The following is a 24,589-nucleotide window of genomic DNA, read 5'->3' as shown; positions in this document are numbered from 1 at the left end:
TATCGGGCGTGGCATGCAGCACGTTGGTGGCGACCACCAGGTCGTAGCTACCTGCCTCGATGCCCTGCCCCGCCAGCGGACGGCCGATATCCAGCAGGCGGTAGTCCAGGTACGGGTAGTGCGGACCGTAGGTGGCCTGTGCATGCAGCAGGAAGGCGCGCGAGAGGTCGGTGTAGCAGTAGGTGTCGACGTGCGCGGCATGCGGCACCAGGCGTGCCATCAGCCGTGCGCTGGTGCCGCCGGTGCCCGCGCCGATCTCGAGGATGCGCAGGCGGGCCGTCGGGTCGGCGGCGATACGCGCGGTGACGAAGTCCACCACCGCCTGGCCGAGCACGTCGTTGAAGTGGTCCGCCACGGCATTGCCCTGGTAGACGCCTTCGACCAGGCGCATGGACGACTCGGGGAACATCACCGCCGTGGCCTGCACCTGGCCGCTGAGAATGGCCGGCAGTGCGCGCAGCATCCCGTCCACCAGGCCGACCTGTGCACGACGTACGTGGCCCTCGACCAGCCATGTCGCCTTGCGCGCGTCCCACGTGGCCCAGGCCTCGGCTAAAGACGGCGTCGCATCGGCACCGGCCAGCGCATCGGCACGGGCGACCCGGTCCAGGCTGTGGGCCAGCCAGCGTGCATGGCGGGGATGCCACGCGACCGCCTTGGCCGTATCCGTCAGGCCCAGGGCCCGCAGCTCCGCGCGCAGGATCGCCAGCGACAGGCGGTCGATCTGCTCGCCCTCCGCCGCCAGTGCGGCGGCATCGCCCGCGAACCCGCCCGATGCGGCAAGAGCTGGCACCGCCACCGCGGGATACGTAGCGACATCGACACGAAGCCGGGTATCGCCGATAAGGTCGAACACGCTGCCATCGGTCTCGCGCCCGGGCACCACCTTGACGTAACCCAGTCGTGCAAGGGGCGTCCGCATCAGGCGATCCAGGGCACGCATGCCGTCGGCCGGCTCGATCGAGCCGATGCCCTGCCGTGCCATGCGCTCGCGGTACATGGGCGAGGCCACCGTACCGATGCTGCCCCAGTAGCCCCAGTCGATGACCTTCACCGGATACGGCAGGCGTGCGGCCAGGCGCAGCGCGTAGGCATCTTTGAAACAGCATCCGGCCGCATAGACGGCCTGCCCCGCCGGCGTCGTGAAGCCGATCATCGACGAGAAGAACAGCATCAAGTCCAACGGCAGGCCGGTGAATACCTGCGCCATGCGCACGCTGGCATCCACTTTCGCCGCCAATCCGGCGCGCAGGCCGTCCTCGTCCATCTGCGCGATGCTGCCGTCGCGCAGGGCGATGGCCGCATGCACGACGCCGTGGATGGCGCCATGGTGGGCCAGCACCGCGTCGCGGGCGTGCGCCAGGGCCTGGCGGTCGGACGCATCCGCCGCGATGTACCACGGGGTCGGGCCGACGGCAGCGATGCGCTGTCGCGCCTGCTCGATCGTGGCGTCCGCGGCGCGGCGCCCGATCCACACCACGTGGGCTCCGTACGTGCGCACCATGTGCTCGGTCCAGGCCTGTCCGATACCGCCGGCGCCGCCGATGACCACGTAGACGCCACCCGGCCGCCACGGCAGTTCGCCCGCCGCCGTCGCATCGACGTCCACGGGGGCAAGCCGCTGGCGCAGCCACTGGCCACGACGCCAGGCGCATGCCGCCCCGGCGGGTTCGCACGGCAGGTCGAACATCGTGTCAACGGGCCACGGTTCGCCAGCCGGCAGGTCGATCAGGCGCAGCTGCCAGCGCGGGTATTCCCGCGCCATCGCGCCGATCCAGCCATGCACACCGGCGCTGGCCGGCACAGGCACGTCGTTGCGATGCACCGCCTGGGTGCCGAACGTCACCACGGTCCACTGCAACGCGCGCGCATCGGCGCGGTGGCCGAGCAAGGCCTTGGCGAGGCGGAAGCCGGTGACCACGCCGTCCTGCTGGACGGCGATCAGAGCCTCGTCGTCGGTCAAGTCGTCGTTCGCGTGATCTGGCGCGGTGTCCACGGGGAGTATCCAGACCAGGTGATCGAACGTGGCATGGCCTGCCTCCTCGGGCGTGGCCAGCACCGTCGCACCCGGCCAGCGGGCGGTGAGCAGCGCACGCTGCGCGTCCGTACCGCCGAGCAGCGCCACGCGTTGTTCGGCGCTAGCGGCGCTACCGTCGACAGCGGCAGCCAGCATCACGTCCCACACCGGCGCAAGCAGCCATTCGTCGTCGGCCTGGGCCGGCGCCGCTGCCCTGTCGGCTACGGCGGCAGTGACAGGGGCAGTGGCAGGGCGCATGTCGATGACGGCGCCCACGGTTATCCAGTGACGCTCGCGGGCGAACGGATAGGTGGGCAGGCCGATGCGGCGTGGCATCGCCGTGCCGTACAGCGTGCGCCAGTCCACCGCACGTCCCTCGACCCACTGCCGCAGCAGCATGCCCCTGTCGCCGTCGAAAACGACCGGCGGGGCCGCGCGGTTGCGCAGCGCCCTGCCCTGTACGACACCCGCGACGCTTGCGCCATCGGCCAGCAGGGTCAGGGTCTGGCGCAGATGCGCCATGCTCTCGGCGACGAAGCCGAGCCGGGCCTCCATCGCCTCGCGCCCCACCTGCAGCGTATAGGCCAGGTCGGCCAGGTCGACGTCGCCTTGCAGGACGAAAGCCTGCAACGCACGCACCTGTTCGGCCAGGCGGGCCTCGTTGCGTGCCGAAAGCACGACGATCGCGGGTACGGCCGGTGCCATGGGTGGCCTCGGCGTCGCCGGGACGTATTCCTCCAGTACCACGTGTGCGTTGACCCCGCCGAAGCCGAACGAACTCACGCCGGCGCGTCGTGGCAACGGCCGGCCCTGCGCGTCGCTCACGGTGGCCCAGGGACGGGCCTCGCGCACGACGTAGAAGGGACTGCCGTCCAGGTCGATGTACGGATTGAGCGTGTCGCTGTGCAGGCTTTTCACCAGCGTGCGGTGCTTCATCTGCAACAGCACCTTGACCACGCCGGCCACGCCGGCGGCCAGTTCGAGGTGGCCGATGTTGGTTTTCACCGAACCCAGGCCGCAGTACGGCGCGGCTACCGTATCGTCGCCGAACGCGGCCTTCAGGCCCTGGATCTCCACGGGATCGCCCAGGCGGGTACCGGTACCGTGTGCCTCCACATAGGTCACCGTCCGCGGATCGATGCCGGCCTGGTGCTGGGCCTTGCGGATCACCGCTGCCTGCGCGACCGGATTGGGTGCGGTCAGCGAATTGGCGTGGCCGCCGTGGTTTTCGGCGGTGCCACGCACCAGGCCGTGGATCGTGTCGCCGTCGCGCTCCGCCGCAGACAGGGGCTTCAAAACCAGCATGGCGACGCCCTCGCCGCGCACGTAGCCGTCGGCATCGGCCGAGAACGTCTTGCAGCGACCGTCCTCGCTCAGCATGCCGGCCTTGCTGAAGCTGATGTGCGCCTCCGGCGTCACGATGGTATTCACGCCACCGACGACCGCGACCGACGTATCGCCGGCGCGGATCGCCCGCACGCCACGATGCAGCGCGATCAACGAACTGGAGCACGCGGTCTCCACCGGTTCGCTGGGCCCGTGCCAGTCGAACAGGTAGCTGATCCGGTTCGGCCCCACCGACGGCACGCCGCCGGTGGAGGCGTAGGCCTGTCCGCCGAGGTCCGCGCGGGCCACCAGCGTGGCGTAGCCCGTCGATCCGGTGCCGACGAAGATGGCGGTGTCGCTGCCGGCCAGGGACGGCCCGGCATAACCGGCGTCCTCGAGCGCCTTCCACACGTGGATCATCATCAGCCGCTGCTGCGGATCCATCAGTTCGGCTTCCTTCGGCGAGATACCGAAGAACATCGGATCGAATTCGTCGACACCGTCGATGAAGCCGCCCCGGGTGATGTTGGTCCGGTTCGGCTCGCGCGCCGGGTCGCCGAACCACGCACGCCAGTCCCAGCGCGAGGGGGGAACCTCGACGATGCTGTCCCTGCCTTCGCGCAGGTTGTCCCAGAACGCGGCGATATCGCGGGCCTGCGGGAACTGACCGCTCATGCCGATGATGGCGATGGGCTCGTCTGCGGCGCTCGCGTGTGCCATGGCCGTGTCGGTGAGAGTGGCGACGGCAGGTGCGGCCGGCGCCATCGGTTCGGCGGTCTCCGGGGTGGCCATGGCGGCCGTGGACAAGGGGAGCGATACGGACGCGATGGCCGCGGCGTGCTCGCGCACGAGGTAGGCGCCCAGACCATCGAGGGTCGAATGCTCGAAGAAGATCGTCGGCGTCAGTCGCAGTCCGTAATGCGTGTTCAGCGCGTTGCCGAACTCCGTCAGCGAGACGGAATCGAATCCGTATTCGCTGAACGTGGTATCGCCGTCGAGGTCTTCCGGTCGCACGGCGATCAGGCGCGACACCATGCCTTCCAGCACCTGCCCGACCTGCTCGACGAGCACCGCTGCCGGGGGCGCAGGCAGGTGTGCCGATACCGACACGGCTGCCGCAACGGATACCGGTGCGGACATCGATGCCGACACGGTCACGGAAGCCGAGGCGTCGCCGAGCAGGCTTTCGCGCAGGCGCGGCGCATGGCCGGCGATCACCAGCAACCGATCGTTGCCGCCGGTCCATGCCTGGCGCAGCGCATCCACGCCCGCCGCGCTGTCCAGGGGGTACATGCCCAGTTGTCCGGCCAGCATGTCGCGTGTGGCGGCATCCACCTGCATGCCGCCCTCCGCCCACAGCGGCCAGTCGATCGACAGGCTGCGGCCTTGCCGCTCGCCCAGCGCGACGCGTGCGGTGCGACGCTCGACGAAGGCATCCATGAACGCGTTGGCCGCTGCGTAGTCGGCCTGCCCCACGCTGCCGATCGCCCCGGCGATGGACGCGAAGGCGACGAAGACGTCCAGCGCCATGTCGCCGCTGGCTTCGTCCAGGTTCACCAGGCCGGCCACCTTGGCGCCGAACACCTCGCGCAACTGCTGCGGTGTCTTGGCGACCAGGTAGCTGTCGCGGGTCACGCCCGCGCTGTGGATGATGCCGTCCAGGCTTTCGAAGGTCTCGGGCAGTGAGCGCACCAGCGTGGTCACGGCCTCGGCGTCGGCGACATCCACGGCGTGGTAGCTCACCACGGCGCCCAGCGTCTCCAGCGAGCGCAACTGTGTCTTGATCGCATCGTTCATCGGCGTGCGACCGGTGAGTACCAGCACCGGATGGCGTACCTCGCGCGCAATGGCGTGGGCGAAGATCAGGCCCAGGCCGCCGGCGCCCCCGGTGATGAGGTAGACACCACGATCCTTCCACGGCGACGTGGCATCGGCCACGACGTCCTGCTCGGCCCACGCGGCCACTTCGCAGCGGCCGTGCACGTAGCGTGCGTGAGCGGCGCCGGTATCCCGCGCCCTATCGATCGCCTCGCCCACGTCCGGTCCGGACGCAACGGCGACGACCTGGCCGACGAGCCGCTCGTGTTCGCGCTGCGCCGTGCGCAGCATGCCGCCCAGTCCCGCCAGGATTTCGCCGTCGCTGTCCAAGGGGACGACCACCTGGATCAGGTGCCGTCCGGATTTGCCGATGCGCGCCTGGATCGCCTCCAGCAGGGCGATGGCCGCACGCTCGAAGACGCCTGGCAGGTCCGTCGCGGCACCGTCGATGCAGAGGCAGGCGAGCCCCGGCAAACGTGCGCGCAGATGGGCGGCGGTGGTTTCGTCGAAGCCGCACAGCATGACGAAGCGTGACGTGAACGCCTCCCCCGTCGGGGCCGTATCGGTGGCATCGGCCGCTCGCCACAGGGGGCGGAAAAGTAGTGTCTGCACGGGAACGTCCACGGCATGCGCCGCCGTCGAGGTCATCCGTGGCGCGGGTGCGAGTGGCATCGCTGTCGCTACGGACGCGACGGCCACGGCTGGCAAGACACCGCCCGGCACCGCGCCCGTCACGCTTTCCGTGGGCTCGGTGAGGGGGGCCACGTCGATCCAGTGACGCTCCCGCGCGAACGGGTACGTCGGCAGGCTGATCCGTCGCGACCGGCGTCCACCGGCGGCATGCAGGCGCGGCCAGTCGAGCGACATACCCTTGCTCCACAGGTCGAGCAGCCGGGCATGCTTGCCCCGGGCGAGCCATGTCGCCACGGTGCCGGCCATGTCGTCGTCGCCGGCCAGTGCGGCCAGCGCATCGCGGTTGCGCCTGGCCTGGCCGCGGTACAGGTCGTCCACCGATGCGTCGCCGGCCAGGAAGGCTTCCAGCTTTTCGCGCAAGGCACCCATGGAAGACACCAGCAAGGCCAGGCGCTCATCCATCGCCTCGCGTCCGACCTGCAGGGTGTACGCCAGGTCGTGCAGATCGACGTCGTTCGTCCGCAGGTGGTCGAGCAGCGCCTGCGCGCGTTCACGCAGGCACGCTTCGTCGCGGGCGGACAGCAGCACCATGGCCGGGCCCGCCGGGTTCGCCGCATGCGTGGCGGCGTCCTCGTGTGCCCTGGTGTCCTCGTATTCCTCGACCACCAGGTGCGCGTTGGCGCCGCCTGCGCCGAACGAGGACAAGCCGGCGATCCGCCGTTTCTCGCGGCCGTTCACGACCGGCCGCGACCAGGGCGCGAGTTCCTGCTGGACCACGAACGGCGTCTGCCCGAAGTCGATCGCGGGATTGAGCACGGCCGAATGCAGGCTCGGCACGAGTTGCCGGTGCTTCATCTGCAACAGCACCTTGGTCAGGCCGGCGATACCCGCGGCGCTCTCGGCATGGCCGATGTTCGACTTGGCCGAGCCGATCGCGCAGAAGCCGGTATCCGCCGTCCATGCCTGGAAGGCCTTCGCCAGGCCGGCGATCTCGATCGGGTCGCCCAAACGGGTACCCGTGCCATGCGCCTCGACATAGCTGACCTCGCGCGCATCCACGCCGGCCGCACGCAGGGCACGCTCGATCACGCTCGCCTGCGCGTTCGGATTGGGCACGGTATAACCGTGGGTTCGGCCGCCGTGATTGATCGCGGTGCCGCGGATCACACCGTAGATATGATCGCCATCGGCCACCGCGCGGGCCAGCGGCTTCAACAGCACGGCGCCCACGCCTTCACCGGGCACGTAACCGTCGCCACCTTCGCCGAAGCTTTCGCAGCGGCCCTTGCCCGAGATGAAACGGCCCTGGGCGAGCACGAGGTACTTGTTCGGGTGCAGCGACAGGTTGACCCCGCCGGCGATCGCCACGGAGCAACCGCCACGCAGCAGGCTCTCGCAGGCCAGGTGGATGGCCGTCAACGACGAGGAACACATGGTGTCCAGCGCCATGCTCGGGCCATTGAAATCGCATACGTGGGATACGCGGTTGGCGATGGACGCCGGACTGCCCGCCACGGCGACACCGTCGCCGCGTACCTGTGCCTGCGCGCCATACAGCTGGTATTCCTCGTACATGACGCCGACGAACACGCCGACGTCACGATCCGTCGCCACGCTGTCCGGCGTGTAGCCCGCATCCTCCAGCGTGGCGTACGCGCATTCGAGGAACAGACGCTCCTGCGGGTCCATCAGCGACGCTTCGCGCGGCGAGATATGGAAGAACCGCGCATCGAAACGGTCCACGCCGTCGATGAAGCCGCCCCATTTGCCGTACGTCTTGCCGGCGCGGCTGCGATCCTCGTCGAAGTAGAGCGTGTGGTCCCAGCGTTCGAGCGGAATATCGGTGATGCTGTCCCTGCCCTGGCTGAGGTTGGCCCAGAAGGCGTCCAGGTCGGCGGCTTGCGGGTAGCGCCCGGCGAGGCCGACGATGGCGATGCCTTCCTCGGCCAACGCCTGTACACCGGCCTCGGCGCCCGCGGCGGCAGCCACGCCGCCATGGCGGTGGCGCAGTGCGACGCGCGATGCGCCCGGGGCCACCGGAGCCGGCGACCCGAACCGCACCGCCGATGCCGCGGCGGCACCGACCGCGCGAACGGCGCTGTCGGCTGCACGAGTGGCGGCGACCTCACGGGCCGCACCGGCAGCACCCGGCGCTTCCGTCTCGCTCGTCTGGCCTGTGTTGCCGAACAGCGTCGCCAGCGTGGCGCGATGGGCTCGCAGGAAATAGCCAGCCAGTGTCGCGATGCTCTGGTATTCGAAGAACAGCGTCTTCGGCAGCACACCGAAGGTCTTCTCCAGTTCGGCGGTGAGTTCCAGGGTCAGCACGGAGTCGATGCCGTAGGCCTCCAGGCGCGCCTCCGCATCGACCTTGTGCGGCGGCAGGCGCAGCGTGTTCGCAAGGAGGCGGACGAGGTGGCGTACCGTGCGCTCGCGCAGGTCGTCCGCCGCGGCGGGCGCTGGTCCCTGAGCCACGGCGACGGGGTGAGCCGCCACGAGGGTGGGTTCAACGAGAGGCGCGATCGTCGCCATCGGCAGGACGGGAGCCGCCGTGGTCGTTGTCGTAGCGATGGTCGGCGCCTGCGTTTCATCGCCCAGAAGGGCCCTCAAACGCGCCGGATCGCCCTGCATCACCAGTACCTGCGACGCGCCGAGCGACCATGCGCCGGCCAGCGCACGGCAACCCGCGGCGGTCGGCAGCGGTGTCATGCCGGTTTCCTGGGCGAGGTAGCGCCGCGTGGCGGCACCGACCTGCATGCCGCCCTCGTCCCACAGCGGCCAGTTCACCGACAGGGTGCGGCCGGCACGGAGGCCCTGGGCGACCAGGTCGTTGCGGTGCTGCGCGAACGCGTCCATGAAGCCGTTCGCGGCGGCGTAGTCGGCCTGGCCAAGGTTGCCGAAGGCGGACGCGATGGACGAAAAACAGATAAAGCATTCCAGCGGCAGATCGCGGCTGGCGTCGTCGAGGTTGAGCGTGCCGGCAAGCTTCGCACGCAGCACGTCGGCCAGTTCCTCGTGCGTCTTGCGCATGATGAAGCTGTCGCGCAGCACGCCCGCGCTGTGCACGATGCCATGCAGGCCATCGGCAGCCGCCGTCTCGCGCACGCAGCGCGCCACGGCGTCCGCATCGGCCACGTCCAGCTGGCGATAGCGCACGGTGACACCCATGGCCTCCAGCGATGCCAGCGACTCACGCATGGCCTCGCCCGGTGCCGAACGGCCGGTCAGCACCAACGTCGCCCCGGGTGCCTGGGTGGCGATGTCGCGCGCGAAGATCAGCCCGAGGCCACCGACGCCGCCGGTGATGAGGTAGGTCGCCCCGCTGCGCCACACAGGCGCGGCGTCGATGGCGGCGTCCGCCTCGAGCCAGCCGCCTTCCTGACGCGATCCATCCACGTAGCGGATACGCGTCGCCGTGCTGTCGCGGTTTTCGTCGAGCACGCGGGCGATATCCTCGCTGCCGTCGAGCTCGATCACCTGACCGTGGATGGCCGGGTCCTCCAGCGTGGCCGTGCGCAACATGCCACCCAGTCCGCTCATGGTCCGTGCGTCGCCCTGCCCCGCGATCACGAACTGGAACAAGGCCGGCCCCGACGTACTGTCCTGCGCCTGCAAAAGCTCCAGCAGCATCACGGCAGCGGCGGCGTAATCCCCGGCAAGGGTTCCTGTCGAAGGCAGCGCCAGGCAGGTCGCCTCGGCAAGGCGCTGGCGCACACGTGCCAGCGCCGCATCGTCCACGCCGCAGGCAAGCACCACATGCCGCGCCCACGCCCTCGGCGCGAGCCCCGATCCATGGGCCGACCGTTTGGTCCAGTCGGGGGTGGCAAGCATCAGGCGCGTCCCGGGCGTCGCGTCCGGCACCGGCTGCACGACCAGGCCGGCCAGGCCGACGCAGACGCTGCCTGCGTCGTCGCACAGGTCGATGTCGAATCGCCGGGTGCCGGCATCCGCGCTGGCCACAGCGCGCACCACGGCCCACAGGTTCGAGGGAAGCAGCGCGTGCACGGTCAGCGCGTCCAGCGCCACGGGCAGCCACAGGGCCGGCTCGGCGGTGGCGTCCTCGGCGATCATCAGGCCGACCACGGATTGCAGCGCGGCATCCAGCAACGCCGGGTGCAGCGTGTAGCCGTCCATGCGTTGCGACGACGGCAGTTCGATACGCGCCAACAGCTGGTCCGTGCCGATGTGGAGCGTGCGCAGGCCGCGCAACCCGGGACCGTAGTCCAGCCCCATGCGTTCGAACCAGGCATAGCAGGCATCCGCATCCAGCTGCCCCAGGGTGGCCTGTTGCCTGAGCGCGTCAAGGTCATGGAACACCGCAGGAGGCGCATCGGCATGGACCTCCACCGTGCCATGCCCAAAGGTCGTGGTACCACCGTCGACATCACGCGCGATGTCGAAGCGGATGGCATCGCCATCGACGGCAAGGACAATGTGCAGGTCGATCGGCTCGTCGGCGACCGTGACGGCGCGCGTCCAGCGCACATCGCGCAGCGACAGGATGCCGGCCTCGTCCAGCGCCTCGGTTACCGCGTGGTAGGCCATTTCCAGCTGCGCGACGCCAGGCAGCATTCGGACGCCACGGACGACATGCCCGGCGAGGAAGAACTCATCGCCGGTGAAATGCGACGTGAAGCGCTGCTGCGCGAACGTGGACGTATTGCGATGCACGAGCGGGTGCAGCGGTGCCGTGCCCGCGGGCAGCGTCGCCGGGCCGAGGTCGACCCAGTAGCGCTCGCGCGCGAACGGATAGGTCGGCAGTCCGATGCGATGCGGCCGCGGTGAGCCCGCTGGATACAGCGCAGCCCAATCCACATCCAGGCCGCGCGCCCATAGCCCGACCAGCTTGCCGTACTTGCCCTTGTCGAGCCACGCCCGCACGGTGGCGGCCATGTCGTCATCGTCGTCCAGCTCGGCCAGCGCCTCCTGGTGGCGCCGGGCCTGGCCGCCGTGAAGATCGTCGATGCCGGTCTCGCCGGCCAGCCAGGCGGACAACTTCGCGCGCAGCGCGTCCAACGTGGAAACGATCAGGCCGAGCCGCTCGTCCATCGCCTCACGGCCCACCTGCAAGGTATGGGCGAGGTCGGCCAGGGACACCTCGTTGACGTCGAGGTGGTCGAGCAACGCCTGCACGCGTTCGCGCAGGCGATCCTCGTCTCGTGCGGACAGCAAGACGATGGCTGGCGGTGCGTTCGCGGCCACCGTATCCGGGCGCTCGGGCGCGATGTATTCCTCGATCACCACGTGGGCGTTCGCGCCACCTGCCCCGAACGAGGAGACACCTGCCACACGTGCGGCTTCGCGGCCGTCGAGGGTCGGCGCGTGCCAGGGGGCGAGCTCCTGCTGCACGACGAAGGGCGTGCGCGCGAAATCGATATCGGGATTGAGCGTGGACGAGTGCAGGCTCGGCGCCAGCTGTCGATGCTTCAGTTGCAACAGCACCTTGGTGACGCCCGCGATACCCGCGGCGCTTTCGCAGTGGCCGATATTGGATTTGGCCGAGCCGATCGCGCAGAAACCGGTGTCGGGCGTCCACTCGCGGAACGCCCTGGACAAGCCGGCGATCTCGATGGGATCGCCCAGGCTGGTGCCCGTGCCGTGCGCCTCGATGTAACTGATCGCACGGGCATCCACGCCGCCGGCGCGCAGGGCGTGCTCGATCACCTGGGCCTGCGCGTTGGGATTGGGCACCGTGTAGCCATGCGTCCTGCCGCCATGGTTGACCGCGGTGGCGCGGATCACGCCGTGGATGTGGTCGCCATCGGCGACGGCGCGGGCCAGCGGCTTCAGCAGCACGGCACCCACGCCCTCGCCCGGTACGTAGCCTTCGCCGCCCTCGCCGAAGCTTTCGCAGCGGCCCTTGCCCGAGATGAACCGGCCATGGGCCAGGGTCAGGTACTTGTTGGGATGCACGGAGACATTGACGCCGCCGGCGATGGCCACCGCGCAATCGCCACGCTGGATCGCCTGGCAGGCCAGGTGAATCGCCGTCAGCGACGACGAGCACATGGTGTCAAGCGCCATGCTGGGGCCGTGGAAATCGCAGAAATATGAAACGCGGTTGGCAATGGACGCGGGGTGGCCCGCCACGGCGAGCGGGCGGCCGCGCGCCTGCTCCTGCGCACCGTAGAGCTGGTATTCCTCGTACATCACGCCGGCGAAGACGCCGACACGGCCGTCTTCCGCCACGTTGTACCGCGTGTATCCGGCGTCTTCCAGCGTGGCGTGCACGCACTCCAGGAACAGGCGCTCCTGCGGGTCCATCAGGATCGCTTCGCGCGGCGAGATGTTGAAGAACAGCGGATCGAAACGGTCCACGCCGTCGATGAAACCGCCCCACTTGCCGTAGGTCTTCCCGGCCTTGCCTCGCGTCTCGTCGAAATACAGGCGGTGGTCCCAGCGATCGGCCGGGATCTCGGTGATGCTGTCCCGGCCCTGGCTGAGGTTGGCCCAGAACGCGTCGAGCGTATCGGCCCCGGGGTAGCGGCCGGCCACGCCCACGATGGCGATGTCGCCGACCGTGGGCGCGTTGGTGGTTGGCGGGGTCATCGCGGCGAACGGCAGGGACGCGGCGGTCCGGATGGCACGCGGCACGGCCACGGCCATCGCCGCAGGCGGCACGTGCGCCTCACCGATCAGACCGGCCATGGCGACCGGATGCTGCCGCACGAAATAGTCGCTCAGGGCGGCCAGCGTCTGGTACTCGAAGAACAGGGTTTTCGGCAGCGGCCCGAAGGTGGTTTCCAGGACACGCGTCAGTTCCAGCACCAGCAACGAATCGATCCCGTAGGTTTCCATCCTTGCCCGGCGATCGATGCGGTGCAGCGGCAGCTTCAGCGCCTTCGACAGGAAACGCTCGAAATAGCGCAAGGCGCGCTCCGTCGTGTCGTCGCTGGCAAGCGTCGACACGTCTAAGCCCGTCGTGTGGACGCCCGCTTCGATAGCGGCGCCCATGGCGACACCGATCGCGGCACCGGCACCGGGATCGAGGGGGACAGCAGCGACGACGTCGACCTCTGCGTCTGCGGCTACGCCGCCCACATACGCATGCCCGCGCTTCGATTTCGGCACGACTACGCGGAACACCAGTCCGCGCAAGCGCAGGCACACCAGGCCCTGTGCATCGCACACGTCGATGTCCGCGACGATCGAGGAATCCTCGCCGGCGACACCGTCCGCCGGCCTTACGATCGCCCAGAGTCGATCCGGGCACGGACCGAGCACATCCAGCGAAGCCAGCGCCACGGGCAGCATCGCCGGCGGCGGGCCGTCCATATCGATCACCAGCCCGATCGACGCCTGCAACACGCCGTCGAGCAGGCTGGGATGCAGGCCATACGCCGCCTGCGTGCCCTGCACCGACGGCGGCAGGTCGATCCGCGCCAGCGCCATGCGCTTGCCGAGCCGGAGTTCCGTCAGGCCGCGAAAGCCGGCACCGTAATCGAGGCCCATCGCCGCGAACACGGCATAGCAGCGCGCGGCGTCCATCGGCTCGCGGTCGCACTGCGCCCGAAGCGCGTCCAGCGAAAGCACGACCGTCGGCGCGGGGCCAGGGACACGGGATACCACGCCATGGCCATAGACGATGCCGTCATCGGCCAGCGACGAGCGGATCGCGTAGCCGGCATCGTCACCGCGACCGGCCTGCAACGCGATGTGCAGCTCCACGCCCTCATCGCCCACGCCGACCGGGCGCGCCCAGACGATGTCGTGCAGGCGCAGCCATCCTGCCGCCGCATCGGTGCGGCCCGCCACCGTGGCCGCGAAGCGGGCCATCTCCAGGTGCGCCACGCCGGGCAGCACGCGCCGACCGCGTACCCGATGGTCGTCGAGGAAGAATTCGTGGCCGTCGAAATGGCTGCTGAAGGACACGCCATCCAGGGTGGACACGTTGCGCTGGACCAGCGGATGCAGGGGTTTCCCCCCGGATCCGCTCGAACCGGTAGCAGGCACCCAGTAGCGCTCCCGCGCGAACGCGTAGGTGGGGAGGTGCACGCGACCAGGCCTGTCTTCGCCGTACAGGGCCGGCCATTCGACGGCATATCCCTTGACCCATAGGGCGAGAAGCCGGTCCATGCCGGCCCGGTCGATGGCGGGCCGCATGAGCCCGCGCAGCGCCATATCGGGCACGAAGGCATCCATCGCCTCGCGATGCTCGCCGACGTCCGCGCGATGCATGCCGCCGGCACCATCGTCGAGGTAGCGCGCCAGCTGGTCGCGCACCTCGGCGACTGATCCGGCCACGAAGCCGAGCCGGTGCGCCATGGCCTCACGCCCCACCTGCAACGTATACGCCAGGTCCGCCAGGGCGATGTCGCCCGACAGGCGGGCATCGTCGACGAACGCATGCAGCGCCTGCACCTGCTCGCGCAGGCGCTCGTCGCTGCGCGCGGAAAGCAAGACGGCCACCGGTGCGTCGACGACGGGTCGCCGGGCGGGCGCAACGTATTCTTCGAGCACCACATGGGCATTGACGCCGCCGAAGCCGAACGAGCTGACACCCGCGCGGCGCGGCAGCGGACGACCGTCCGCATCGCGCAGGGCGATCCACTCGCGCGCGTCGCGCAGCAGGTAGAACGGCGTGCCGGACAGATCGATGTACGGATTGAGGGTATCGCCGTGCAGGCTCTTCACCAGCGTGCGGTGCTTCATCTGCAACAGCACCTTGATGACGCCGGCCACGCCGGCCGCCAGTTCCAGGTGGCCGATGTTGGTCTTCACCGAACCCAGCCCGCAATGCGCCGAGGCCACCGTGCCGTCGCCCGTATCCGCGTAGAGTTCCGCGAAAGCGGCCTTGAGACCGCGGATTTCCACGGGATCGCCCAGGGGCGTGCCGGTGCCGTGTGCCTCGATATAGGTGACGCTGCGCGGATTGACCCCCGCCTGCCGCCAGGCGTCGCGGATCACCGCGGCCTGTGCCGTGGGGTTCGGCGCGGTGAGCGAACTGGCGCGACCACCGTGGTTCTCGGCCGTGCCACGCACTAACCCATGGATGGCGTCGCCGTCGCGCTCGGCGGCCGAGAGCGATTTCAGTACCAGCATGCCGACACCCTCGCCACGCACGTAACCGTTCGCTTCGGCCGAGAACGTCTTGCAGCGGCCGTCCACGCTGAGCATGCCGGCCTTGTCGAAACTGGCGTGCAGCGCGGGATCGACCAGGGTGTTCACCCCACCGGCGATCGCGACCGTGCACTCGCCGCGCTCGATCGCCAGCACCGCGCGGCGCAACGCGACCAGCGAGCTGGAGCATGCGGTTTCCACCGGCTCGCTCGCCCCGTGGAAATCCAGGAAGTAGCTCATGCGATTGGGGCCGACCGAGGCGACCGCTCCGGTGGACGAATACCCCTCCACCGCCATGCCGGCCCGACCGGCCAGCGCGGCGTATCCGCTGGGCATCGTGCCGACGTAGATCGCCGTGTCGCTGCCGGACAAGGCGCCACCGGCGTAGCCGGCGTCTTCCAGCGCCTTCCAGATGTGGATCATCATCAGCCGCTGCTGCGGGTCCATCAGCTCGGCCTCGCGCGGCGAGATACCGAAGAACATCGGATCGAACGCGTCGACCCCGTCGATGAAACCACCCTGCACCCGCAGGCTGTCCGGCCAGTCACGCCCCGCCGGTATCGCGTCGATGCAATCCTTACCGTCGCGCAGGTTGCGCCAGAAGCTGTCCAGGTCCGGCGCGTGCGGGAACTGCCCACTCATGCCGATGATCGCCACCGGCTCGCGGGTGCGTTCCGGCGCGGGGGACTGGGCCGCCGTCGTCGCCGCGAAACCGCGGCGCGCCGGGGTCGGCATGCGCATCGCGTCCGGCGCCGGAAAGGACGACAGCGGTACGGGCACGGATACCGTCGCGCTTCCAGCCACTGCCGGGACAGCCGCCACGGCCGGCGATGCCGACCGGGGCGCGAAGACCGGCGCAAGCAACGCCGCATGCTCCCGGGCCAGATGACCGGCCAGGCCATCCAGCGTGGGAAACTCGAAGAAGATCGTCGGTGTGAGGTCCAGCCCGTAGCGCTGGTTCAGCACGTTGCCGAACTCGGTCAGCGAGATCGAATCGAAGCCGTATTCGCTGAGCGCGGTGTCGCCATCCAGGTCGCCCGGCCTCACCTTGATGAGCGCCGATACCACCTCCATCAGCGCCCTTTTCACGTCGCGGCGCAGGTCGGGCACAGGCTGGCCGGACGCTTCGCCGGAGACGACAGCGGAGGCAACGGGCGCCACGTCCATCAGCACGCTGCGCATGCGACCCAGGTCGCCCTCGATCGCCAGCACCTGGCCCAGCCCGCTCGCCAGCGCCTGGCGCAAGGCCTGCACACCGGTAGTGCTGGCCATCGGCTGCATGCCCCACTGGCGGGCCAGCATCGCGCGGGTGGCCGCGTCCGCCTGCATGCCGCCTTCGTCCCATAGCGGCCAGTCGATCGACACGGTGTGTCCCCGGCGCTCGCCCCTGGCGACGCGACGGTTGCGCTCGTGGGCGAAGGCATCCATGAAGGCGTTCGCACAGGCGTAGTCGGCCTGCCCCACATTGCCGAGCACACCGGCGATGGACGCGAAGCAGATGAAGCAGTCCAGGTCCATGTCGCGGCTGGCATGATCGAGGTTCAACGTGCCGTGCAGTTTCGCGGCAAGCACCTCGCGCAGTTGCGCCGGTGTCTTCCTGGCCAGGAAGGCGTCACGCACCACGCCGGCGCTGTGGATGATGCCGTCCAGGCGCTCGAACTCCTCGGGGATGCTGGCCACCAGGTGCGCCACCGCCGCCGCGTCGCCGACGTCCACCGCGTGGTAGCGGACCACCGCGCCGAGGGTTTCCAGCTCGCGCACGCATGCGTGGATGCGCTCGTCCGGCGCCGAGCGACCGGTCAGCACCAGCACCGGATTGCGCGCGTGGCTGGCGATCTCGCGCGCCACGATCAGGCCCAGGCCACCGGCGCCGCCGGTGATGAGGTAAGCGCCGCGATCCCGCCACGGCACCGCGGCCTCCGCCACGGGCGTGTACTCCTGCCAGCCCGGCGTTTCACGCACGCCGCCGACGTAACGCACGTGCGTCGCGGTGTCGCCGAGGTTCTCCCGCAGTGCCGCGACCACGTCCTGTCCGGCCATCACCTCGATCACCTGGCCCAGCACACGCGGGTTTTCCCGCTGTGCGGTACGCACCATGCCGGCGAGTCCCGCCAGGGTCCGGCCTTCGCCGTCGCCCGGCACCAGCAGTTGCAGCCGCTGCATGCCGCCGCGGCCGTTCAGGACCTGCAATTGTTTAAGCAGCAGCGTCGCGGCGGCCTCGTAGCGTTCCGCCAGGTCGCCGGTGTTGTCCGCCACCACCAGCGTCGCGTCGGGCCACGCCTGCTGCACGCCCTGCGCATCGACGCCGCAGAGCACGATCAGATGACCGTCGAACGCGCGGTCGCCCGCGGTCGCGGCAGCCGCCGTCCACGACGGCTGCAAGAGGAGAAGGCCGGACTCAGTAGCTTCCGTGGCGTCAGATGCCGTAGCGACCATAGTGGCTGGATGGGCCCGATGGGCCGCGTGGGCTGTGGCCGCCGCATCCGCCGCAGCCGCAGCCGGGGCGGACATCGCCCGCAGGCCGAGGCCGGTCAGTCGCACGCAGACCGCGCCCTCCGTGTCGCAGAGGTCGATGTCCAGGCGCGGTACGGCATCACCCGGCGCACTGCCTTCGCTGTACCGCACCAGCGCCCACATATCCGGCTTGCACGCACGCAGGAACCGCAGGCCGCCCAGGGCGAACGGAATCATCGGCGTCGTGGCGTCGCCGGCCGACGTGGACGGCAGCGCCAGGGTTGCCTGCAGCGCCGCGTCGAGCAGGCTCGGCGGCAGGCCGTAGCCGTCCATTGTGGCCGACGGCGGCAAGGCCACCCGCGCAAGGACACGTCCCTCTCCGACGAACCACTCGCGCACGCCCTGGAACGCCGGCCCGTAATGCAGGCCCATCCGCTCCAGCCGCGCATAGCAGGCCGCCGCGTCGCTGTGGCCGAGCGTGCATATCGCGCGCCAGGCGGAAAGATCGTGCGTAATACCCGCATCCGCATCGTCGGGCTCGGCGACCAGCGTGCCCTGGCTATGGACCGAGGCATCACCGTTGTCACCGTCCGCGTAGATGGCGAAGCCGATCGCGGCGTCCGTCTGTGGATGCAGGGCGACATGCAGCGACACACCGGCACCGTCGTCGACGACCGGGCGCAGCCACGCCATGTTGTGCACGGCCCAGGTGCGACCGTCGTCGACCGCCTCGTGGAGCGCGGCACGTGCCATTTCCAGGTGCGCCACGCCGGGGAGCATGCGTGCGCCGCGGATCACGTGATCGGTAAAGAAGGATTCGGCACCGGTGAAGCCGGCGCTGAAGCGCAGTCCGCCGATGTCGGAGGTGTTCCGGTGCACCAGCGGATGCAGCACCGGCGCTTCCACGGCAGCAGCGGCGGGCGCGGCGGTATCGACGGGAATCCAGTAGCGTTCGCCGGCGAAGGGATAGGTCGGCAGGCTGATGCGTCGCGGCGTCCGCTCCGCATACAGGCGTCGCCAGTCGAACGGCACGCCCTTGACCCACAGGTCCAGCAGCTTGCCGAACTTGCCGCGCGCCATCCACGCGTCGGCCAGCGTGGCCATGTCGTCGTCGCCGGCCAGTGGGGCCAGCGCGTCCTTGTTCGGCTTGACCTGGCCGCGATACACATCCTCCACCGCCATGTCGCCGGCGACGCATGCCGCCAGCTTCGCCCGCAGGTCCGCCAGCGAGGTCGCCACGATACCCAGGCGCTCGTCCATGGCCTCGCGGCCGACCTGCAGCGTGTAGGCAAGCTCATCCAGGCGCATGTCCGGCTGGTCGTCGATGGCCGACAGCAGGCGCCGTACCTGGTCGACAAGCCGATCCTCGTGCCGCGCGGACAGCAGCACCAGCGCCGGACCGCTCGGTTCCGCGGTCACCAGTGATGGTGAAGCCACGTATTCCTCGATCACCACGTGCGCGTTGGCGCCGCCAGCACCGAACGACGACACGCCGGCCAGCCGCGGACGCTCGTGCCCGTCGAGCACGGGACGCGACCAGGCGGCGAGGTCCTGCTGCACGACGAAGGGCGTGCGCGCGAAGTCGATGTTCGGATTCAGCACGGCCGAATGCAGGCTCGGCGCCAGCTGCCGGTGCTTCAGCTGCAACAACACTTTGGTGACACCAGCAATACCCGCGGCGCTTTCGCAATGGCCGATGTTGGATTTGGCCGAACCGATCGCGCAAAAGCCGGTGTCCGGCGTCCACTCGCGGAACGCCTTGGACAGACCGGCGATCTCGATGGGATCGCCCAGGCTGGTACCGGTGCCATGCGCCTCGATGTAACTGATCGCGCGGGCATCCACGCCGCCGGCGCGCAACGCGCGCTCGATCACCTTCGCCTGGGCGTTGGGATTGGGCACGGTGTAGCCGTTGTTCTTGCCGCCGTGGTTGATCGCGGTGGCACGGATCACGCCATGGATGTGGTCGCCGTCGGCGATGGCTACGGCCAGCGGCTTCAGCAGCACTGCACCAACGCCCTCGCCCGGCACGTAGCCTTCGCCGCCTTCGCCAAAGCTCTCGCAACGGCCCTTGCCTGAGATGAAACGGCCCTGGGCCAGCATGAGGTACTTGTTGGGATGGACGGACACGTTGACGCCGCCGGCGATCGCCACCGCGCAGTCGCCGCGCTGGATCGCCTGGCAGGCCAGGTGGATGGCCGTCAGCGACGACGAGCACATGGTGTCCAGCGCCATGCTGGGCCCGTGGAAATCGCAGAAGTAGGAGATCCGGTTGGCGATCGAGGCCGGGCTGTTGAACACGGCGAGGTTCTGGCCGCGCGCCTGCGCCTGCGCACCGTAGAGCTGGTATTCCTCGTACATCACACCGGCGAAGACGCCGACGTTGCCGTCGCTGGATACGCTCTCGCGCGTATAGCCGGCGTCTTCCAGCGTGGCATGCACGCATTCCAGGAACAGCCGTTCCTGCGGATCCATCAGCTCCGCCTCGCGCGGGGCGATGTTGAAGAACAGCGGATCGAAGCGGTCCACGCCGTCGATGAAGCCGCCCCACTTGCCGTAGGTCTTGCCGACCGCGTTGCGGTCCGGGTCGTAGTAGAGGCGATAGTCCCAGCGATCGGCCGGAATCTCGGTGATGCTGTCCCTGCCCTGGCTGAGGTTGGCCCAGAACGCAGCCAGGTCGGCCGCCTGCGGATAGCGCCCGGCGACGCCGACGATGGCGATCTCCGTCGTTGCCGGGGTGTCCACCGTGGGCAGCGTGCGCGGCGGCTCGCTACCGAAGCGGGGCCGGCGGGGCATCGGCGGCGCGAGCGACTCGTCGTGCGCCGCGCTCTGCCCCGGACCGTTCGGCGCCCCGGACATCGGCTCTGCAACCGAGGTACTCGTTACGGTTGGCGCTGACGCCGAAGCAGTGGCAGCGGCCGTCACGTTGCCCGACGCACCCAGCGCCTCGACCAGCGCGGCGCGGTGCTCGCCCAGGAAATAGCCGGCCAGGTCGGACAGGGTCTGGTACTCGAACAATAGCGTCTTCGACAGCGGCCCGAACACCGGCTCCAACGCGCGGGTCAGTTCCATCACGAGGATGGAATCGATGCCGTACGCCTCCATGCGCACCCGTGGATCGATGCTATGGGCGGGACGTTTCAGCGTGCTCGACAGCAGGCGGACCAGGTAACGCTCGGCCTTGTCGCGCAGGGCGTCCGTGGCATCCCCATGATCCGCTGCGGCATGGTCCGCCGTCGGCGACGCCGCGAGCGCGGTGGACGCCACAGACGACGGCACCGATGCGGCCACGGGTGCCGTAGGGGGCGACCAGCTCGCCACGAAGCGATCGATCGCGCCTTCGGCCACCACCACCTGCGGCAACGCCGTCGCCATCGCCTGCCGGAGCGCGGCAAGGCCACTGGCGGTACGCAAAGGCACCAGGCCGGTCTGCGCGGTCATCGCCTCGCGCGTGGCGGCGTCCACGCGCATACCACCCTCCTCCCACAGCGGCCAGTCCACGGCCAGCGTGCGACCGTGGCGACGTCCCTCTGCCACCTGCGCGGCGCGCTGGATCGCGAAGGCATCCATGAACGCGTTCGCGGCGGCGTAATCGGCCTGACCTACGTTGCCAAAGGCGCCCGAGGTGGAGGCGAAACAGACGAAGCAGTCCAGCGGAAGATCGCGGCTGGCCTCGTCCAGATGCAGCGTGCCGGCCACCTTCGCCCGCAGCACGGCGCGCAGGTCGTCACGCGTCTTGCGTGGCAGCAGGCCGTCGCGCAACACCCCGGCGGCGTGCACGATGCCGTGCAGGCCATGCGTCGCAGCCACCTCGCGCACGAAGTGCGACACGGCGTCCGCATCGGCCACGTCGAGCGGGCGATACAGCGCCCTCGCGCCCAATGCCTTCAGTTCCGCGAGCAACGCCTGCACCGTGTCGCCGACAGGCGAGCGCCCGGTAAGTACCAGGGTCGCACCGCTGGCATCACGGGCGATGTCACGCGCCAGGATCGCGCCCAGGCCACCGGCGCCACCGGTGATGAGATACACGCCACCCGCCTTCCACGGCGAGGCGACGTCAGGCTGCGTCGCCACTTCGGACCACCCGGCCACCTGACGGATGCCATCGCGGTAGCGGCTGTCACCGGCCGGCGCGTTGCGATGTTCGACGATCGCCTGGACGATGTCCGCCGCCGAGCCGAGCCGGATCACCTGGCCGACGATCCGCGGGTTCTCCCGCATCGCCGTCCGCAGCATGCCGCCCAGGCCGGCCATGAGCTGCCCGGCGCCGTGGTCGGCGACAACCAGTTGGATCAGGTGCCGTCCCGACCGCGTGACGGCGCCCTGGAGCTGTTCCAGCAACGCGACCGCCGCGCTTTCGTAGCGTGACGCGAGCGCCGCGTCGTCGTCGATCGCAATGATCCGCGCCTCGGGCAGGCGTGCCTGCAGGTCGGTCGAAACGTGTTCCGGCAACGCCATATCCCGGCAAACCAGGACGGTGTGATGTGCATAGGCGGCCGGCTCGGTGGACACCGAGGACGGTTCCGTCCACGTCGGCATGAACAGTGACGTGCGCGTCGAAGCGGAGGCCATCGCCGCGGGGACAGTACGCGTGGAGAAGCCATCCAGCCGCGCCAGCACCGTGCCCTGCGCGTCGCACAGGTCCACGTCGAACGCCTGCACCACGGAGGCAGCCGAACCACGACCGGCGCGGTGCCGAATCACCGCCCAGCCATCGCCGTTGCACGTGCCGCGCACGTCGAGCGAGGCCAGCGCGAACGGCAACGACAGCGCTGCGCCGTCCCATGTGCCCGCGTCATCCGCCTGCACCGCGATAACGGCCTGCAACGCCGCGTCGAGCACGGCCGGGTGCAGGAGATAGGCATCGCTTCCCGACGTCATCGTCGCCGGCAGGACGATCCGTGCCAGTGCCACGCCATCGCCGATAAATAGTTCCTCCAGGCTGCGGTGGGCCGGCCCGTACTGCAATCCCACCCGGTCGAACAGCGCATGGCACGCCGCGGCCGATCGATGCGAGCGCGTGCACGCCTGGCGAATCGCGTCGATGTCGAGGCGGACGTCGACGGTCGCATCCCCATGTTCGGCGACGGCGAGCAGGCCCTGCGTGTAGACGGTACCGTCGCCGGTGGCGCCGTCGTCGTAGATCTCGAAGCTGAAACCGCCGCGGGCTTCGGGGAACAGCGCGACATGCAGTTCCTTCGGCGCATCGCCGACGGTGAAGGGGCGAAGCCACACCACGTCCTCGATGCGATAACGGATGGATGACGCACTGGCGAGGTCGGCGGCGCAGCGCAGCATCTCCAGCTGGGCCGCCGCGGGCAAGGTCCGCTCCCCGCACACACGGTGATCGTCGAGGAAGAACTCCCGACCGGTGAACCGGCTGGTGTATCGCAAGCCCGACGCGTTGGAGGTGTTGCGCTGGACCAGCGGATGGATCGCCGCCTGCATCGCCTCCGTGGCGGCCGGCTTCGCATCCACCCAATGACGCTCCCGGGCGAACGGATACGTAGGCAAGGCAAGGCGACGCCGCGGACCCGAGGCATACACGGGCATCCAGTCGACCGTGCCGCCTTTCACCCAGGCCGATGCCACCGCCGCCAGGTCGCCCCGGGCGAGGTGCCCGGCCAGGGTTTCGCTGCCGGACGTTTCGTCGCCCGTGGTCGTGACATCCACCGGCACCTCGCCCGTCATCACATCGTCGCGCTCCGCGGACGAAGCCAGCCATGCTTCCAGTCGCGAGGTCAGCAGCGCTACCGAATCGACCACCGTCGCCAGGCGCGTCGCCATGGCGTGCCGGCCGAGTTGCAGCGTGTAGGCCAGGTCGTGCAGGTCGGCGTCGCGCGATTCGTGCGCGGTGAGCGCATCGACCAGTTGCCGGACGCGCTCGCGCAGCGCCAGTGCCGTGCGTGCCGACAGCACGATCAGTGCCGGACGGGCATCGGCCACCGGCGCGGGTGCCGTGTCCACATGTTCCTCGACGATGACGTGCGCGTTGACGCCGCCGAAACCGAATGAACTGATGCCCGCGCGACGCGGCATCGCTTCCCCGCTGGCATCGGTCGGCACGGGCCATGGCCGTGCCTGGTCGACAATGAAAAACGGGCTGCCGGACAGGTCGATCCGCGGATTGAGCCGCTGGTAATGCACCAGCGGCGGGAAGGCCTCGTGCTTCATGCACAGCAGGGTCTTGATGAGGCCCGCCAGTCCCGCCACCGATTCCAGGTGGCCGATGTTGGTCTTGACGCTGCCGATCCCGCAGGTGCCCTCGCCCGGCGCTTCACCGCGATCCGCGGCCACGCGCGAGAAGGCCAGCTTCAGCCCCTCGATCTCGATGGGATCCCCCTTGGGCGTGCCGGTGCCGTGGGCCTCGACATAGCCGACGCTGGCCACGTCGATGTCCGCCTCGCGCAGGGCGTCGCCGATCACGTGCGACTGGGCCAGCGAGCCGGGATAAGTCACCGTGCGGGCGTGGCCGCCGTGGTTCATCGCCGTGCCGCGCAGCACGCCAACGATGCGATCGTTGTCGCGCAGGGCACGGTCCAGCGGCTTGAGCAGCACCATGGCCGCGCCCTCGCCACGCACGTAGCCGTTGGCCCGCTCGTCGAAACTCTTGCAGCTGCCGTCCGGCGAGAGCATGCCGGTCTTGGAGAACGAGATGAAATGCGTGGGGCTGCACAGCACGCTGACGCCGCCGACCAGCGCCTGCTCGCACTCGCCCCGGCGGATAGCGTGCGCGGCCTTGTGCAGGGCCACCAGGGAACTGGAACAGGCCGTGTCGATGGGCAGGCTGGGCCCGTGAAGGTTGAGGAAATACGAGATGCGGTTGGGGATCAGCGCGGTGTGCGTGCCCGTGGCGAGATGGCCCTCGATCGTCTCCAGCGCGCGGCTCAGGTGATCGCGGTAGTCGAAAGTGAAGACGCCGACGTAGACGCCGGTACGCGTGCCGCTGAACGCGGCAGGGTCGTAGCCGGCGTCCTCCAGGCAGTTCCATGCCTGTTCCAGCATCACGCGCTGCTGGGGGTCCATGACCGCCGCCTCGCGCGCGGAGATGCCGAAGAAATCGGCATCGAAATACTCCACGCCGTCGATGAAGCCGCCCCACTTGCTGACCGACCGGTTAGGCTCGCGCCCGTCGGCGGCGTAGAAGGCCTCGCGATCCCAGCGTCCCGCGGGCACCTCGCCGACGCTGGACACGCCCTGGCGCAGGTTGTCCCAGAAAGCCGCGTAATCGGCCGCGCCGGGAAAGCGGCAGGCCATGCCGATGATGGCGATATCGACGTTCAT

At 69.5% G+C, this 24,589-nt stretch carries 1 protein-coding gene (only partly in view); it reads right to left on the bottom strand.

Annotated elements, in window-relative coordinates; translation table 11 throughout:
* A protein-coding gene (locus QRN34_RS15120) for a non-ribosomal peptide synthetase (protein ID WP_285405688.1) crosses the window boundary here: on the bottom strand, positions 1-24,589 show its 5' portion. 8,300 nt of this gene lie to the left of the window's left edge; the window shows 24,589 of its 32,889 coding nt (coding positions 1-24,589); its start codon is at positions 24,587-24,589; its stop codon lies beyond the left edge, outside the window.

It is taken from the genome of Luteibacter sp. ME-Dv--P-043b (genome assembly GCF_030209605.1).
Lineage (GTDB): Bacteria > Pseudomonadota > Gammaproteobacteria > Xanthomonadales > Rhodanobacteraceae > Luteibacter.
The sequence above is the reverse complement of the archived record's forward strand: the minus strand, read 5'-3'. Positions and strand labels throughout refer to the sequence as shown.